The 14,414-nt window shown below is 59.6% G+C and carries 17 protein-coding genes; 13 read left to right on the top strand and 4 right to left on the bottom strand.

The window, feature by feature from the left end; translation table 11 throughout:
• Nucleotides 1-98: 98 nt before the first annotated feature.
• The 3 genes from rpmF to mtgA form a co-directional block, all read right to left on the bottom strand.
• The gene (rpmF, locus tag Q4481_RS13220) at nt 99-284 is read right to left on the bottom strand and encodes a 50S ribosomal protein L32 (protein ID WP_304376843.1); all 186 of its coding nucleotides are present in this window, start codon (nt 282-284) and stop codon (nt 99-101) included.
• 161 nt (nt 285-445) lie between these two features.
• Nucleotides 446-1,087: a glutathione S-transferase family protein gene (locus Q4481_RS13215; protein WP_304376842.1), complete on the bottom strand. Its 642-nt coding sequence runs from the start codon at nt 1,085-1,087 to the stop codon at nt 446-448.
• 73 nt (nt 1,088-1,160) lie between these two features.
• Nucleotides 1,161-1,835, bottom strand: a complete 675-nt coding sequence (gene mtgA / locus Q4481_RS13210; protein WP_304376956.1) for a monofunctional biosynthetic peptidoglycan transglycosylase — start codon at nt 1,833-1,835, stop codon at nt 1,161-1,163.
• A gap of 239 nt (nt 1,836-2,074) precedes the next feature.
• Between mtgA and Q4481_RS13205 the strand changes: the two genes are divergently transcribed.
• Both Q4481_RS13205 and hisC read left to right on the top strand, forming a co-directional pair.
• Nucleotides 2,075-2,983, top strand: coding sequence for a polyprenyl synthetase family protein (locus Q4481_RS13205; RefSeq protein ID WP_304376841.1), 909 nt, complete (start codon nt 2,075-2,077; stop codon nt 2,981-2,983).
• A gap of 1 nt (nt 2,984) precedes the next feature.
• Nucleotides 2,985-4,049, top strand: coding sequence for a histidinol-phosphate transaminase (hisC, locus tag Q4481_RS13200; RefSeq protein WP_304376840.1), 1,065 nt, complete (start codon nt 2,985-2,987; stop codon nt 4,047-4,049).
• Here hisC and Q4481_RS13195 read toward each other — a convergent pair whose 3' ends face one another.
• Nucleotides 4,050-4,400 carry a hypothetical protein gene (locus Q4481_RS13195; RefSeq protein WP_304376839.1) on the bottom strand — a complete coding sequence of 117 codons (351 nt, stop codon included), beginning with the start codon at nt 4,398-4,400 and terminating at the stop codon, nt 4,050-4,052. It lies immediately after the preceding gene.
• A 305-nt stretch (nt 4,401-4,705) separates the two neighbouring features.
• Here Q4481_RS13195 and sdhC point away from each other — a divergent pair, with 305 nt between their 5' ends.
• From sdhC to sucD, 11 genes are all read left to right on the top strand, one after another.
• Nucleotides 4,706-5,098, top strand: coding sequence for a succinate dehydrogenase, cytochrome b556 subunit (gene sdhC, locus Q4481_RS13190; RefSeq protein WP_304376838.1), 393 nt, complete (start codon nt 4,706-4,708; stop codon nt 5,096-5,098).
• 15 nt (nt 5,099-5,113) lie between these two features.
• Nucleotides 5,114-5,494 (top strand): succinate dehydrogenase, hydrophobic membrane anchor protein, encoded by a 381-nt coding sequence (gene sdhD / locus Q4481_RS13185; RefSeq protein WP_304376837.1) that lies wholly within the window; start codon nt 5,114-5,116, stop codon nt 5,492-5,494.
• Nucleotides 5,495-5,499: 5 nt separating this feature from the next.
• Nucleotides 5,500-7,341: a succinate dehydrogenase flavoprotein subunit gene (gene sdhA, locus Q4481_RS13180; protein ID WP_304376836.1), complete on the top strand. Its 1,842-nt coding sequence runs from the start codon at nt 5,500-5,502 to the stop codon at nt 7,339-7,341.
• A gap of 9 nt (nt 7,342-7,350) precedes the next feature.
• The gene (locus tag Q4481_RS13175) at nt 7,351-8,130 is read left to right on the top strand and encodes a succinate dehydrogenase iron-sulfur subunit (protein ID WP_304376835.1); all 780 of its coding nucleotides are present in this window, start codon (nt 7,351-7,353) and stop codon (nt 8,128-8,130) included.
• A 3-nt stretch (nt 8,131-8,133) separates the two neighbouring features.
• Nucleotides 8,134-8,961: a nucleotidyltransferase domain-containing protein gene (locus Q4481_RS13170; RefSeq protein ID WP_304376834.1), complete on the top strand. Its 828-nt coding sequence runs from the start codon at nt 8,134-8,136 to the stop codon at nt 8,959-8,961.
• A gap of 87 nt (nt 8,962-9,048) precedes the next feature.
• Entirely contained in the window at nt 9,049-9,576 is a 528-nt protein-coding gene (locus tag Q4481_RS13165; RefSeq protein WP_304376833.1) for a protease inhibitor Inh/omp19 family protein, read from the top strand.
• Nucleotides 9,577-9,603: 27 nt separating this feature from the next.
• A complete protein-coding gene (gene zapE / locus Q4481_RS13160) occupies nt 9,604-10,767 on the top strand; it encodes a cell division protein ZapE (protein ID WP_304376832.1) in 1,164 nt (387 codons plus the stop codon).
• Between the two features lie 178 nt (nt 10,768-10,945).
• Nucleotides 10,946-11,908 carry a malate dehydrogenase gene (gene mdh, locus Q4481_RS13155; protein ID WP_304376831.1) on the top strand — a complete coding sequence of 321 codons (963 nt, stop codon included), beginning with the start codon at nt 10,946-10,948 and terminating at the stop codon, nt 11,906-11,908.
• Between the two features lie 27 nt (nt 11,909-11,935).
• On the top strand, nt 11,936-13,129 hold the full coding sequence (sucC, locus tag Q4481_RS13150; RefSeq protein WP_304376830.1) for an ADP-forming succinate--CoA ligase subunit beta: 1,194 nt from the start codon (nt 11,936-11,938) through the stop codon (nt 13,127-13,129).
• 5 nt (nt 13,130-13,134) lie between these two features.
• Entirely contained in the window at nt 13,135-13,452 is a 318-nt protein-coding gene (locus Q4481_RS13145; protein ID WP_304376829.1) for a hypothetical protein, read from the top strand.
• Nucleotides 13,452-14,354 (top strand): succinate--CoA ligase subunit alpha, encoded by a 903-nt coding sequence (gene sucD, locus Q4481_RS13140; protein WP_304376828.1) that lies wholly within the window; start codon nt 13,452-13,454, stop codon nt 14,352-14,354. The genes Q4481_RS13145 and sucD overlap by 1 nt, the downstream gene beginning before the upstream one ends.
• The last annotated feature ends 60 nt before the right edge of the window (nt 14,355-14,414 follow it).

Here is a 14,414-nt window from a genome sequence, read left to right as displayed (position 1 = left end):
AGGAGCGGTTGTCGGTCGAAAGCAAGGTTGCGTCAACAGAAACGCAAAAGAAAAGGCCGGTTCACACCGGCCTTTTCCAAAACACCATTGCGGCTTGATCAGCCGTTTTCCTTCGGCGTCAGCACCTGGCGGCCGCGATACATGCCGGTCTTCAGATCGACATGGTGCGGGCGGCGCAATTCGCCGGAGTTCTTGTCTTCGACGTAGGTCGGTGCCTTCAGGCCATCGGCGGAGCGGCGCATGCCACGGCGGGACGGGCTGGTTTTTCTCTTCGGTACTGCCATTTTCTTACTCCAATCTTGGCCGGGCAACACACCGGTCGGCCCGAACGGCCGGATATGGCTTGTGTTTTATGCCGGAAAATTTGGCGCGCTTATACATGCGCCCTGAGGCTTTGACCAGTCCCCCAACGAAAATTTGTTGAAAAACTGGGGTGAGCAAACGATTACGCCTCGTCCTCCGGAACGATCCATGATTCCTTGGCAGCGTCAGCGGCCCATTCCTGCCAGGCGGGATGCGCCTTGACCGCAGCGATATAGGCCAACGAAACAGGATGTTCGGTCAGGCAATAGGCCTCGAACCGGTTTACCACCGGACCGAACATCGCATCCACTGCCGAAAAATTACCAAAGAGATAGGGACCACCGCTCTTGGCCAGGCTGCGATGCCAGATCGTTTCGATCCGGTCGATGTCCTGTCGCATCTCGTCCGTGATCGGCATCGGCTTCTGCGGTCGCCGGAGATTCATCGGGCAGGCATTGCGGATCCCGCGAAAGCCGGTTGCCATTTCCATGCTATAGGCGCGGGCGAGCGCTCTGTCCTTACGGTTCGAGGGCCAGACAGCGTTTTCCGGAAAGAGCTCGGCGACATATTCGATGATCGCCAGCGATTCCCATAGCTTGAAATCACCATCGATGAGAAGCGGAACGCGACCGGTCTCAGAAATGGCGCGGATGGCGGGATTGCCCGCCGGAAAATCGAACGGGATCACCTCATCGGTAAAGGGAATGCCTGCAGCCTTCAGCGCAAGCCAGGGGCGCATGGACCAGGACGAGTAGTTCTTGTTGCCGACATAGAGCTTGAGCATGGACGTTCTTTCGGTTGACCAGACCAGAGATTAAACCAGGCCAGAGCATCCGGACAATCGCATTGAATTGCTGTCAGCTATAAAGACATTTGATATATGGACCGGCAGCACGGGCCCGTCTTTCGATTACGCTTGCGAGCCGCTTCATGCCGCGCGAGGGCTTGGAGGCGATGCGGGTGATCGGATTGGGCAGCGAAACGGCCAGAAGTGCGGCCTGTCTGCGCGTCAGCTTTTTCGCCGAAACCTTGAAATGGTGTTGCGCCGCAGCTTCGATCCCGTAGATACCCGGCCCCCATTCGGCGATATTGAGATAGATCTCCATCAGCCGCCTCTTCGACCAGACGAGATCGGCCCCTAGCGCCAGCGGCAGTTCCAGCCCCTTGCGGATGAAGGACCGACCGTTCCAGAGGAAAAGGTTCTTGGCCGTCTGCATCGGAATGGTCGAGGCGCCGCGCGTGGCTTCACCTTCGAGCGCATCCTGAATGACGCCGTTCATCTGCACCCAGTCGACGCCGGAATGCATACAGAACTGGCCGTCTTCCGATACCATGACCGACTGGACCAGCGCAGGGGAAATGTCCTCGAACTCGACCCAGCGGCGATCGTAACCCTGGAATGTCGCAAGGTCCCACAGCATCAGCGTCGAGACCGGTCGGACAAACCCGATGGCATAGAACAGGATGAGGATGTAGGGCAGGACCAAAAGGGCAGCGACGCCCTTCGCAATCCGACGGATCCAGAGCTTCATCGTCGCCGTCCTGCCATCATTTGCGGCCAGAGGTGCTGCATCGCGGCCGAATTCGGCCGGAATGACTGGCATCTCTGTTTCCTGTGCGACGTCCAAATTTCAAGGCCCCGGCGATCCCTGCTTCCAGAAGCCTTCATAACTTTAAGGCGGGTTCAATGCCAGCTTCTTGACCAATAATTGTTAACGCGGGCAAGGATTGCCCGTTGCATGCCCTTTTCACCCATGCCAAAGAGCCAATCATGCAGGACGAAGATTTCCACAATCGCATCAGGGCCAACGCAGCTTCGGTGGAAGCGCTGCTGGCAGATCTGCTCTCAGATATTTCCCGGCCCGGCGAGATCGCCAGACCGCCGCGGTTGATGGCGGCCATTCGCCACGGCGTGCTCAATGGCGGCAAACGCCTGCGGCCCTCGCTCGTGCTGGAATCGGCCGCCCTGTTCGGCGCTCCGAAAGAGACTGCACTTCGTGTCGCCGCCGCGCTCGAATGCATTCATTGCTATTCGCTGATCCATGACGATCTGCCGGCCATGGATGATGATGACACCCGCCGCGGCCAACCCACCGTGCACAAGGCTTTCGACGAAGCCGCAGCGATCCTGGCAGGCGATAGCCTCCTCACCATCGCTTTCGAAATCGCAGCCGCACCGGAAACCACAGCCGACGGTTCGATCCGCGCATCCCTGGTGCTTGCGCTTGCCCAGGCGGCCGGTATCGGCGGCATGGCCGGCGGCCAGGCACTGGATCTCGAGGCCGAGACACGCCAACTGAGTGAAGCCGAGATCATCACACTGCAGGCAATGAAGACCGGGGCGTTGATCCGTTTTGCCTGCGAGGCCGGTGCGATCGCCACCGGCGCGTCCGAAGCGGATCGCCTGCGCATGCGCCGGTTCGGCGAAGTGGTCGGGCTGGCATTCCAGTTGCGCGACGATCTTCTCGACCTCACAAGTGATGCCGCGACCCTGGGCAAGGCCACCGGCAAGGATGCCGCGCGCGGCAAGGGAACCTTGCCTTCGCTCCATGGCATCGCCTGGACCCAAGCGCGCCTCGGCGAGCTGATCGAGGAGGCCAAGACGCTCCTCGCCCCCTATGGCGAAAAGGCCGCCATGCTGCGCGCACTCGCCATCTATGTTGCCGAACGGGAAAAATGAAATGAGCCGCTTCTGGTCGCCGATCGTATCGACGCTCAAACCCTATGTCGCAGGTGAACAGCCGCGCATTGCCAATCTCATCAAGCTCAACACCAACGAAAACCCCTACGGGCCCTCACCGAAAGCGATCGCCGCAATCAAGGCCGCCGCGGATGATCGGCTACGGCTTTATCCGGATCCGGTTTCGACCGGTCTCCGGCAGGCGATCGCGAACCGCTTCGGCGTCGCGATAGAGGAGGTCTTTGTTGGCAACGGCTCCGATGAGGTGCTGGCGCATGTGTTTCAGGGCCTCTTGAAGCACGAAAAGCCGCTCGCCTTTCCCGACATCACCTATTCCTTCTATCCGGTCTACAGCCTGCTTTACGGCATCGAAACCCGGATCGTGCCGCTCGATGAACAATTCCGGATTCGTACGGCCGACTATGGCGACGATCTCGGCGCAATCATCCTGCCCAATCCCAATGCGCCCACCGGCATCGGTCTTCCGCTAGCGGAAATCGAAGATCTGGTCCGCGCGCATCCCGATATTCCGGTGGTGATCGACGAAGCCTATGTTGATTTCGGTGGCGAAAGCGCTGTTCCGCTGACCCGGAAATACGACAATGTCCTTGTCGTCCAGACCCTGTCAAAATCCCGGTCTCTGGCCGGCATGCGGCTTGGTTTTGCCATCGGCCAGCGCCCGCTGATCGATGCGCTCGAACGGGTGAAGGATTCCTTCAATTCCTATCCGATCGACCGGCTGGCGGAAGCCGCCGCGACGGCAGCCATCGAGGATGGCGCCTGGTTTGTCGAGACCTGCGGCAAGGTCATCGCCTCGCGCGACAAGTTGATCGGCGAGCTTGAGGCGCGCGGTTTCGAGGTGCTTCCCTCGCAGGCCAATTTCGTCTTCGCCCGCCATCCGGATCATGACGGCGCTGCCCTCATGCAGGCGCTGCGGGATCGCGCGGTACTTGTGCGCCATTTCGCCAAGCCGCGCATTGCTGATTTTCTGCGGATCTCGATCGGAACAGACGCTGAATGTTCAGCCCTTGTGGCCGCGCTCGACGATATCCTGAAGGCCCGTTGATCAGGGGCGAATGACGCAGACCCCAGCTTCCATGGAGCAGGGGCTTTTCGTCAGGGCCGAACCGACATCGATGATCTTGGCGCTCGGGATTTCGAGTGCCGGGCGAAGAAGCCGGCCGATATAGCCATAGGACCAGCTGCCGAGCCCCGGAACCTGAATGATATTGACGTTGCCCGAATAGGTTCCATAGGGCCGCTTTGGCAGGCGGCGATCCCTGATGTTGATGTGAACCACCGTTGTCGGCCGATTCTTGACGATTTTACGGTGCCGCTCCGCAGCCGGCGAAACGAAAGGTGCTGCCGACAAGGAAATTGCAACCACTGCAAGAAGAAACCCGAAACGCTTGAACATGAGGGATCCCGAAAACCAAGTACGAAAGTTAACAAAAAGTTAACACTGCATTCACCATCCGGCAATCCGGATGCAGGCCAGCGCCGGCCATTCTTCATTTATCGTTAACATCTTGGCATCGGCGCGCTGAGGCTGCCGAGCAAATAATCGATTTAATCAGAAATTGGCCTTTCGCAGGGCTTGCGGTGGCGCAATCGCACGATTAAACACCGTTTTGACGCAATGCACACAGTCCTGCTGCAACATTGTTCCACGACATTGCCTGAAATATTGGCGACCCAGCTTGCCCCTTGGGAGGTTTCACGATGGCGAACGCGGCTAAGAACCGGCCTTTGTCTCCTCATTTGCAGATTTACAAGCCCATTCCGACGATGATGAGCTCGATCATCCACCGCATTACTGGCGGTGCGTTGTATTTCGGCACCGTTCTCGTCGCCTGGTGGTTGATCGCCGCCGCAACCGGCGAACCCTATTTCGATCTCGTCAATGCCGTCTTCGGCTCCATCATCGGCAAGCTGATTCTGTTCGGCTATACCTGGGCTCTCATCCAGCACATGCTGGGCGGCCTGCGCCATTTCATGTGGGACTTCGGCTACGGGTTCGAAAAGCATTTCAGCACCCGCCTCGCCAAGGCAACCTTTGCAACCTCCATCGTGCTGACGATCCTGCTCTGGGTCATCGGCTATCTGGTTCGCTGAGTTAGGAGAGATTCCATGGATATGCGTACGCCTCTCGGCAAGGTTCGCGGCTTGGGTTCGGCAAAGGAAGGCACCGATCATTTCTGGCGCCAGCGCCTGACGGCTGCTGCCAACGTGCCGCTAATGATCTTCTTTGTCGGTTTCATCATCTGTTATGCCGGCGCGCCCTATGCGGAAGTCCGCGCCGCTCTCTCCCACCCGCTCGTCGCCGTTCTGATGGGCCTGGTGGTGATTTCGGGCCTCGTTCATATGCGGCTCGGCATGCAGGTGATTATCGAAGACTATGTGCATCATGAAGGCCAGAAAGTGGTCCTCCTGATGCTGAACACGTTCTTTACGGTCCTGGTCGGCGCGCTCTGTCTGTTCGCCGTGCTCAAGATCGGTTTTGCAGGATAATGGTCATGGCAGCAGCTTCCACTCCCGCCGCCGGCGGCAAGGCCTACGAATATGTCGATCACGTCTATGACGTCGTCGTCGTCGGTGCCGGTGGCGCCGGCCTCCGCGCCACGCTCGGCATGGCCGAACAGGGTTTCAAGACCGCCTGCATCACCAAGGTGTTCCCGACCCGCTCGCACACCGTCGCAGCCCAGGGCGGCATTGCCGCCTCGCTCAAGAACATGACGCCGGACTCCTGGCAGTGGCACCTTTATGACACCGTCAAGGGTTCCGACTGGCTCGGTGACGTCGATGCCATGCAGTATCTCGCCATGGAGGCTCCCAAGGCCGTCTATGAGCTCGAGCATTACGGCGTTCCCTTCTCGCGTACCGAAGACGGTCGCATTTACCAGCGCCCGTTCGGTGGCCACATGCAGAATTACGGCGAAGGCCCGCCCGTACAGCGCACCTGCGCTGCCGCCGACCGCACCGGCCACGCCATCCTGCACACGCTTTATGGCCAGTCGCTGCGCAACAATGCCGAATTCTTCATCGAGTATTTCGCGCTCGACCTGATCATGGAAAATGACGGTCGCTGCACCGGCGTCGTCGCCTGGAACCTCGATGACGGCACCATCCATCGCTTCTCGGCAAAGATGGTCGTGCTGGCGACCGGTGGCTATGGCCGCGCCTACTTCTCGGCTACCTCGGCCCATACCTGCACCGGTGACGGTGGTGGCATGGTTGCTCGTGCCGGCCTGCCCCTGCAGGACATGGAGTTCGTGCAGTTCCATCCGACCGGCATCTACGGCGCCGGCTGCCTGATCACCGAAGGCGCCCGCGGCGAAGGCGGCTACCTCGTCAATTCCGAGGGTGAGCGCTTCATGGAGCGCTACGCGCCGAACGCCAAGGACCTCGCCTCGCGCGACGTCGTATCGCGTTGCATGACGATGGAAATCCGTGAAGGCCGCGGCGTTGGCAAGAACAAGGATCACATCTTCCTGCATCTCGACCATCTCGATCCGGCTGTGCTCAATGAGCGGCTGCCGGGCATTTCGGAATCGGCCAAGATCTTCGCCGGCGTTGATGTGACCCGCGAACCGATCCCGGTCCTGCCGACCGTGCACTACAACATGGGCGGCATCCCGACCAATTTCTGGGGTGAAGTGCTCAATGCCGACAGCCAGAACCCGGAGCGTCTGGCACCCGGCCTGATGGCCGTCGGCGAAGCCGGTTGCGCCTCGGTGCATGGCGCCAATCGCCTGGGCTCCAACTCGCTGATCGACCTCGTCGTGTTCGGCCGCGCCGCTGCCATTCGCGCCGGTGAAGTCATCAACCGCGCCGAGCCGGTGCCGCAGCTCAATGTCGCTGCCTGCGACAAGATCATGGAGCGCTTCGACCGCCTGCGTCATGCCAACGGCTCGACGCCCACGGCTGTGCTGCGCGAAAAGATGCAGCGCACCATGCAGGAAGATGCAGCCGTGTTCCGCACCCAGGAATCGCTCGAAAGCGGCTGCCGCCGTATGTCCGCGATCTGGAAGGAACTGCCGGACGTCAAGGTAACCGACCGTTCGCTGATCTGGAACTCGGATCTGGTCGAAACGCTGGAACTCGAAAACCTGATGGCAAACGCCATCACCACCGTCTATGGCGCCGAGGCCCGCAAGGAAAGCCGTGGCTCTCATGCTCGCGAGGACTATACCGATGGTCCGTTCGCTGGCCGTGACGACGAGAACTGGCGCAAGCATACGCTGGCCTGGGTCAGCGATGCCGGCGAGGTCAAGCTCGACTACCGCCCGGTCCATACCGACCTGATTGCCGACGGCATCGATCCCAAGAAGATCGCGCCGAAGGCTCGTGTATATTGAGGCAGCGCCATGGTTGAACTCGCTCTCCCGAAGAACTCGACGATCTCCGAAGGCAAGGTCTGGCCGAAGCCGGCCGGCGCCAAGAACCTGCGCGAATACCGGATCTACCGCTGGTCGCCGGACGACGGCAAGAACCCGACCATCGATACCTATTACATCGATGTCGATGATTGCGGCCCGATGGTTCTCGATGCGCTCATCTACATCAAGAACAAGATCGACCCGACGCTGACCTTCCGTCGCTCCTGCCGTGAAGGCATCTGCGGCTCCTGCGCCATGAACATCGACGGCACCAACACGCTTGCCTGCACCAAGGGCATGGATGAGGTGAAGGGGACGGTGAAGATCTATCCGCTGCCGCATATGCCGGTGGTGAAGGACCTGATCCCGGACCTCAACAACTTCTATGCCCAGCATCGCTCGATCGAACCCTGGCTGAAGACGGTATCGCCGACGCCGGCCAAGGAATGGAAGCAGAGCCACGAGGATCGCCAAAAGCTCGACGGCCTCTACGAGTGCATTCTCTGCGCCTGCTGTTCCACCTCCTGCCCCAGCTACTGGTGGAACGGCGACCGCTATCTCGGTCCCGCCGTTCTGCTGCAGGCCTATCGCTGGCTGATCGACAGCCGTGACGAAGCCAAGGGCGAGCGCCTCGACAATCTCGAGGATCCGTTCCGGCTCTATCGCTGCCACACGATCATGAACTGCGCCCAGGCTTGCCCGAAGGGCCTCAATCCGGCCAAGGCGATCGCAGAAATCAAGAAGATGATGGTCGAGCGTCGGTTCTGACCGATGAAAAGCGATCTGATCCGGAGCGGCTTTTCCGCCGCTGCTCTGGGAGAGATCGAACAAAGACTGGAGCAGGTTCGCGCCGATGGCGTGAACCTGCTTTTTGCTATTGAGAGCGGCAGCCGCGCTTGGGGATTTCCATCACCTGACAGCGACTATGATTGTCGCTTCGTCTACATCAGGCCTCCTGAACAGCATTTCGTCTTGCAGGTTCAGAAGGATGTGATCGAGTTCCCGATCGAAGGCGATATCGATGTAAGCGGCTGGGATTTGAGGAAGGCGCTGCAACTCGCACTCAAGGGAAACGCCGTCATTGCCGAATGGGCGCATTCACCGCTTGTCTATCGGGAAACGCCTGGCTTTTTAGCCACATTTCGAGACCTCTTGAATGACATCGTCCCGGTTGAACTGACGGCGCAACACTATATTGGCCTGGTCAGGAGACATGTTCCGGAAGACTTATCCGAAACGAAGCGGAAGAAACTTCTTTATGGGCTTCGGCCAGCGTTGGCGTTGAAATATCTTGAGGAGAGAAATTTCAACCAGCTTCCACCGATGGACATCGCGGCCCTTCTTGACGGCATTGAAATCAGCGCTGATCTGCGAAATGAAATCCACGATTTGATCGAAGCGAAGAAAGTGACTCGCGAGATGGGTTCAGGGAAAGTCCCGGATGCAATCGCCCAATTCATTGGAATGACCATTGAACGTTATGCAGCCAAGCCGCCTGGTGTTTCCGACCACGTGCGTTCAAAGCAGATGGATCGCTATCGACAGGCCGAAGAATTCTACGGCAGATCGGTGCCCTCACATGGCGCTCATGGAGAGTAATGGCTTGTTAACCATGGCAATCTACGCTAATTCCGCCATATTCGCCGGGTTCTTGAAGAACTCGGCTTGTGTTTGAAGGAGAGGGAAATGCGGATTTCCAGCTTGGCTGCGGTCCTGTCTGTGGGTGTGTTTGTCGCCGGCTGTGCCAGCAGCGACCGCATGGAAACGCCAGACACATCGCTCAGGCCCGCCCCGCTCGAGGCGCAACCGGTCGCTCCCGTCGAAGCCGGCCAGTTGCCGGATCCGGCGACCGACACCTCGCAATTCCCGACCAAGCCGGTAACCGACCCCGCATTGGGCCAGACGCCAACCGATGTCGCACCGGCCACAGCCATGGACATCAAGAAGGAAACGATGGTCGGCGGCTGGAAGGTCAATGCCGGCGGCGCGAACTGCGACATGTTCCTGACCCTGACAAACCTAGGATCCGGCTCGCGCGGCGGCACCCGCGGCTGCTCAGGCGAGTTGCAGATGATGGGGTCCTGGGAAGTCGCCGGCAAGCAGGTCGTTCTCAAGGATCGTGACGGCAATACACTCGGCCGCCTCTACAAGACCGCGGACAATCGTTATGACGGATCGCTCGCTTCGGGTCAGCCCCTCAGCCTGTCGCGCTGATCCGCCTCCATCACGACCGGATATTTCATGGATGCCATCCCCGACTACAGCTCAAGCGTCGAGGAAAAGCTGAGCTGCCTCGTCGCGGAAGGCAAGATCACCCGCGACCCTAACCAGTTCGAGATTGCCCACAAGCTCGATGTCGTCATCGAAGCCTTGCGCACGCGTCACAAGGCGTCGAAATCGAGCGCACTCGGCTGGCTGTTTGCCAAGCGGCGCCGCACCGGCGATCCGATCCACGGGCTCTACATTCACGGCAGCGTCGGCCGCGGCAAGACCATGCTCATGGACATGACCTTCTCGCTCGCACCGATCGAGCGCAAGCGGCGCGCCCATTTCCATGAGTTTATGGCTGACGTCCATCAGCGCATTCACGAACATCGCCAGAAGTTGAAACGCGGCGAAACAAAGCAGGCCGACCCCGTACCGCCGGTAGCCGAAGCCCTGTTCAAGGAAGCCGTACTTCTCTGCTTCGACGAATTCACGGTGACGGATATCGCCGATGCGATGATCCTGTCACGACTCTTCACCGAACTCTTCGCGCGCGGCTGTGTTCTGATCGCCACCTCCAATGTCGAGCCGGACAATCTTTACCGGGATGGTCTCAACCGCCAACTCTTCCTGCCCTTCATCACTCTGCTGAAAGCCAATGCCGATATCGTCAGCCTCGATACCGACACCGACTACCGCATGGAGAAAACCAAAAGCCTGCCGGTCTGGCTGACGCCGCTCAACGATGCCAACCAGAGGCGCATGGACGAAGCCTGGCGTGCAATTTCGTCAAAAAACACAGTCCATCCGGACCGCATCGAACGGCAGGGCCGCTTCATCGAGGTCCCGATGGCGGCGGGAAATGCTGCCCGTTTCAGCTTCCGCGATCTCTGTGCCACACCGCTCGGCGCGGCCGATTTCCTTGCGATCGCAGAACGCTATTCAACGCTCTTCGTCGAGAACATCCCGGTGATGACACCGGAAATGCGCAACGAAACCAAACGGTTCATCATTCTGGTCGATGCGCTTTACGATGCCGGGATCAGGCTTGTCGCCTCTTCTGAAGCCATGCCAGAGGATCTTCTCCCGGTCCGGCGTGGGACGGAAGGCTTCGAATTTGACAGGACAGTTTCGCGCCTGTTCGAAATGCGAAGTGAAGACTATCTCTCTGCGACCGGGAATCGGTCTGTTTCCTCGTGAAAATACATCCAATTATTTGACGTTTACGTAAGAGTTTCTTGTTCTAACCGATTGAATTTTCTCGCTTGAAAATTATCGGTTGAATTTTTAACTTTTTATGTTTAATCCGTCGCCCCAACTAGGGAGGCGGATGGTTGCCTGTGCTCTCTCGGTTCAACCAAACGAAGGATTGATTTCCATGGCGCGTAAGAAAATCGCACTCATCGGCTCGGGAATGATTGGCGGCACGCTGGCTCACCTCGCCGGCATGAAGGAACTCGGCGACGTCGTCCTGTTCGACATTGCTGATGGCATTCCGCAGGGCAAGGGTCTCGACATTGCCGAGTCCTCGCCGGTCGATGGCTTCAACGCCAATTATTCGGGCGCGAGCGATTATGCCGCCATCGAAGGCGCCGATGTCTGCATCGTCACCGCCGGCGTGCCGCGCAAGCCGGGCATGAGCCGCGACGACCTTCTCGGCATCAACCTCAAGGTCATGGAACAGGTCGGTGCCGGCATCAAGAAGTACGCACCGAACGCATTCGTGATCTGCATCACCAACCCGCTCGACGCGATGGTCTGGGCCCTGCAGAAGTTCTCGGGCCTGCCGAAGAACATGGTCGTCGGCATGGCCGGCGTGCTTGACTCGGCCCGCTTCCGCTACTTCCTCGCCCAGGAATTCAACGTCTCCGTCGAAGATGTCACCGGCTTCGTGCTCGGCGGCCATGGCGACACGATGGTTCCGCTCGCACGTTATTCGACCGTCGGCGGCATTCCGCTTCCGGACCTCGTCGAAATGGGCTGGTGCACCAAGGAGCGCCTCGAAGAAATCATCCAGCGCACCCGTGATGGCGGCGCCGAAATCGTCGGCCTGCTCAAGACCGGCTCGGCCTACTACGCTCCGGCTGCGTCCGCGATCCTGATGGCTGAATCCTTCCTCAAGGACAAGAAGCGCGTTCTGCCCTGCGCGGCTCACCTGACCGGCCAGTACGGCGTCAAGGACATGTATGTCGGCGTTCCGACCGTGATCGGTGCCGGTGGTGTCGAACGCATCATCGAAATCGACCTCAACGCTCCGGAAAAGGCTGCCTTCGACAAGTCCGTCGGCGCCGTTGCCGGCCTCTGCGAAGCCTGCATGAACATCGCTCCGGCTCTCAAGTAAGCCGACCCTGAAACAGGAACGATCAACATGAACATTCATGAATATCAGGCCAAGGCCCTCCTCAAGGGCTATGGTGCGCCGGTCGCCGAAGGTGTGGCGATCCTGAAGGTGGAAGAGGCCGAAGCCGCTGCCAAGAAGCTGCCGGGACCGCTCTATGTGGTCAAGAGCCAGATCCATGCCGGCGGCCGCGGCAAGGGCAAGTTCAAGGAACTTGGCCCCGATGCCAAGGGCGGCGTTCGCCTGGCCAAGTCGATCGACGAGGTCGTCTCCCATGCCAAGGAGATGCTCGGCAATACGCTCGTGACCGCCCAGACCGGCGAAGCCGGCAAGCAGGTCAACCGCCTCTATATCGAAGACGGTGCCGACATCGAGCGCGAACTCTATTGCTCGCTGCTGGTTGACCGCTCGGTCGGCCGCGTGGCCTTCGTGGTCTCCACCGAAGGCGGCATGGACATCGAAGCCGTTGCCCACGACACGCCGGAAAAGATCCACACGATCGCCATCGATCCGGCAACCGGCGTGACGGCTGCCGACATTGCCAAGATTGTTTCGGCCCTCGCCCTTGAAGGTGCGGCCGCCGAAGATGCCAAGTCGCTGTTCCCGATCCTCTACAAGGCCTTTGACGAGAAGGACATGTCGCTGCTCGAGATCAACCCGCTGATCGTGATGAAGAACGGTCACCTGCGCGTTCTCGACGCCAAGGTTTCCTTCGACGGCAACGCGCTCTTCCGCCATGACGATGTCAAGGCACTGCGCGACGAGACCGAAGAAGATGCCAAGGAAATCGAAGCCTCGAAGTGGGACCTCGCCTATGTGGCGCTTGATGGCAACATCGGCTGCATGGTCAACGGTGCCGGTCTCGCCATGGCGACCATGGACATCATCAAGCTCTACGGCAAGGAGCCGGCAAACTTCTGTGACGTCGGCGGTGGCGCTGGCAAGGAGAAGGTTGCGGCTGCGTTCAAGATCATCACGGCTGATCCCAAGGTCGAAGGCATTCTCGTCAACATCTTCGGCGGCATCATGAAGTGCGATGTTATTGCCGAGGGCGTGGTCGCGGCGGTGCAGGAAGTCGGCCTCAAGGTTCCACTCGTTGTCCGTCTCGAAGGCACCAATGTCGAGCTCGGCAAGAAGATCCTCAACGAGTCTGGTCTCGCGATCACGGCCGCAGACGATCTTGACGATGCGGCGAAGAAGATCGTCGCGGCGATCAACGGATGAGGACAATGACCGAAGCCCAAATCCCGCTCTGGTTTGTTGGCGCGGCACCCATGGTGGTGTTAGCGGGCATGACCATCGCTGCGAGACTTGGGCTCGGTCTCGTACTCTCATTGTGCTTGTCAGCTTTTGCGTTGGCCGGTGGTGTCTGGATGCTGATAAGTGGCGTCAATGCTTCATGCGCCATTGATGAAAGCGAATGTGTCGGCGCCACCGCTACAGCATATGTGATCGGCTTTATTTGGCTTATGGCCGCTGCGTTGAGCGTCGCATCTCAGTTGCGCGCCGGTATTGCGGGAAAACTCGGATCGGAGTCCACAAACTAATGTCAATTCTCGTCAACAAGAACACCAAGGTCCTCGTTCAGGGCCTGACCGGCAAGACCGGTACCTTCCACACCGAACAGGCGCTTGCCTATTATGGCACCCAGATGGTCGGCGGTATCCATCCGAAGAAGGGTGGCGAAAACTGGACCGGCTCCAAGGGCGAAACCCTGCCGATCTTCGCCACCGTCGCCGAAGGCAAGGAAAAGACCGGCGCCGACGCGACCGTGATCTACGTTCCCCCGGCAGGTGCCGCTGACGCCATCATCGAGGCGATCGAAGCGGAAATTCCCTTCATCACCTGCATCACCGAAGGTATTCCGGTGATGGACATGGTGCGCGTCAAGGAAAAGCTCGACAAGTCGAAGTCGCGCCTGCTCGGACCGAACTGCCCGGGCATCCTGACCCCGGAAGAATGCAAGATCGGCATCATGCCGGGCTCGATCTTCCGCAAGGGTTCGGTCGGTATCGTCTCGCGCTCCGGCACGCTGACCTATGAGGCCGTGTTCCAGACCTCGAACGAAGGCCTCGGCCAGACCACCGCTGTCGGTATCGGCGGCGACCCGGTCAAGGGCACCGAGTTCATCGATGTGCTCGAAATGTTCCTCGCTGACGAAGCCACGACCTCGATCATCATGATCGGCGAAATCGGCGGCTCGGCAGAAGAAGACGCGGCCCAGTTCCTCAAGGACGAAGCCAAGAAGGGCCGCAAGAAGCCGATGGCAGGCTTCATTGCCGGTCGTACTGCTCCGAAGGGCCGCACCATGGGCCATGCCGGCGCTGTCGTTTCCGGCGGCAAGGGCGATGCGGAATCCAAGATCGCCGCCATGGAATCGGCCGGCATCCGGGTGTCGCCGTCGCCGGCACGCCTTGGAAAAACCTTGGTTGAAGTCCTTAAGGGCTGACGAAATCGGGGGCGGTGGCAAAGGCCTCCGCCCTCTCGGATTCTCCGGGCGAGACCCGTA

Source organism: Fluviirhizobium alvei (assembly GCF_030551875.1).
GTDB lineage: Bacteria > Pseudomonadota > Alphaproteobacteria > Rhizobiales > Rhizobiaceae > Rhizobium_E > Rhizobium_E alvei.
This window is presented reverse-complemented; position numbering and strand designations above follow the sequence as displayed.

Coding starts and splice junctions, on each gene's coding strand:
- Q4481_RS13195 (WP_304376839.1), bottom strand. CDS start 4,400: ATGTTCAAGCGTTTCGGGTTTCTTCTTGCAGTGGTTGCAATTTCCTTG.
- Q4481_RS13175 (WP_304376835.1), top strand. CDS start 7,351: ATGGTTGAACTCGCTCTCCCGAAGAACTCGACGATCTCCGAAGGCAAG.
- hisC (WP_304376840.1), top strand. CDS start 2,985: ATGAGCCGCTTCTGGTCGCCGATCGTATCGACGCTCAAACCCTATGTC.
- zapE (WP_304376832.1), top strand. CDS start 9,604: ATGGATGCCATCCCCGACTACAGCTCAAGCGTCGAGGAAAAGCTGAGC.
- Q4481_RS13165 (WP_304376833.1), top strand. CDS start 9,049: ATGCGGATTTCCAGCTTGGCTGCGGTCCTGTCTGTGGGTGTGTTTGTC.
- sdhD (WP_304376837.1), top strand. CDS start 5,114: ATGGATATGCGTACGCCTCTCGGCAAGGTTCGCGGCTTGGGTTCGGCA.
- Q4481_RS13170 (WP_304376834.1), top strand. CDS start 8,134: ATGAAAAGCGATCTGATCCGGAGCGGCTTTTCCGCCGCTGCTCTGGGA.
- mdh (WP_304376831.1), top strand. CDS start 10,946: ATGGCGCGTAAGAAAATCGCACTCATCGGCTCGGGAATGATTGGCGGC.
- Q4481_RS13215 (WP_304376842.1), bottom strand. CDS start 1,087: ATGCTCAAGCTCTATGTCGGCAACAAGAACTACTCGTCCTGGTCCATG.
- rpmF (WP_304376843.1), bottom strand. CDS start 284: ATGGCAGTACCGAAGAGAAAAACCAGCCCGTCCCGCCGTGGCATGCGC.
- mtgA (WP_304376956.1), bottom strand. CDS start 1,835: ATGAAGCTCTGGATCCGTCGGATTGCGAAGGGCGTCGCTGCCCTTTTG.
- Q4481_RS13205 (WP_304376841.1), top strand. CDS start 2,075: ATGCAGGACGAAGATTTCCACAATCGCATCAGGGCCAACGCAGCTTCG.
- sucC (WP_304376830.1), top strand. CDS start 11,936: ATGAACATTCATGAATATCAGGCCAAGGCCCTCCTCAAGGGCTATGGT.
- Q4481_RS13145 (WP_304376829.1), top strand. CDS start 13,135: ATGACCGAAGCCCAAATCCCGCTCTGGTTTGTTGGCGCGGCACCCATG.
- sdhA (WP_304376836.1), top strand. CDS start 5,500: ATGGCAGCAGCTTCCACTCCCGCCGCCGGCGGCAAGGCCTACGAATAT.
- sucD (WP_304376828.1), top strand. CDS start 13,452: ATGTCAATTCTCGTCAACAAGAACACCAAGGTCCTCGTTCAGGGCCTG.
- sdhC (WP_304376838.1), top strand. CDS start 4,706: ATGGCGAACGCGGCTAAGAACCGGCCTTTGTCTCCTCATTTGCAGATT.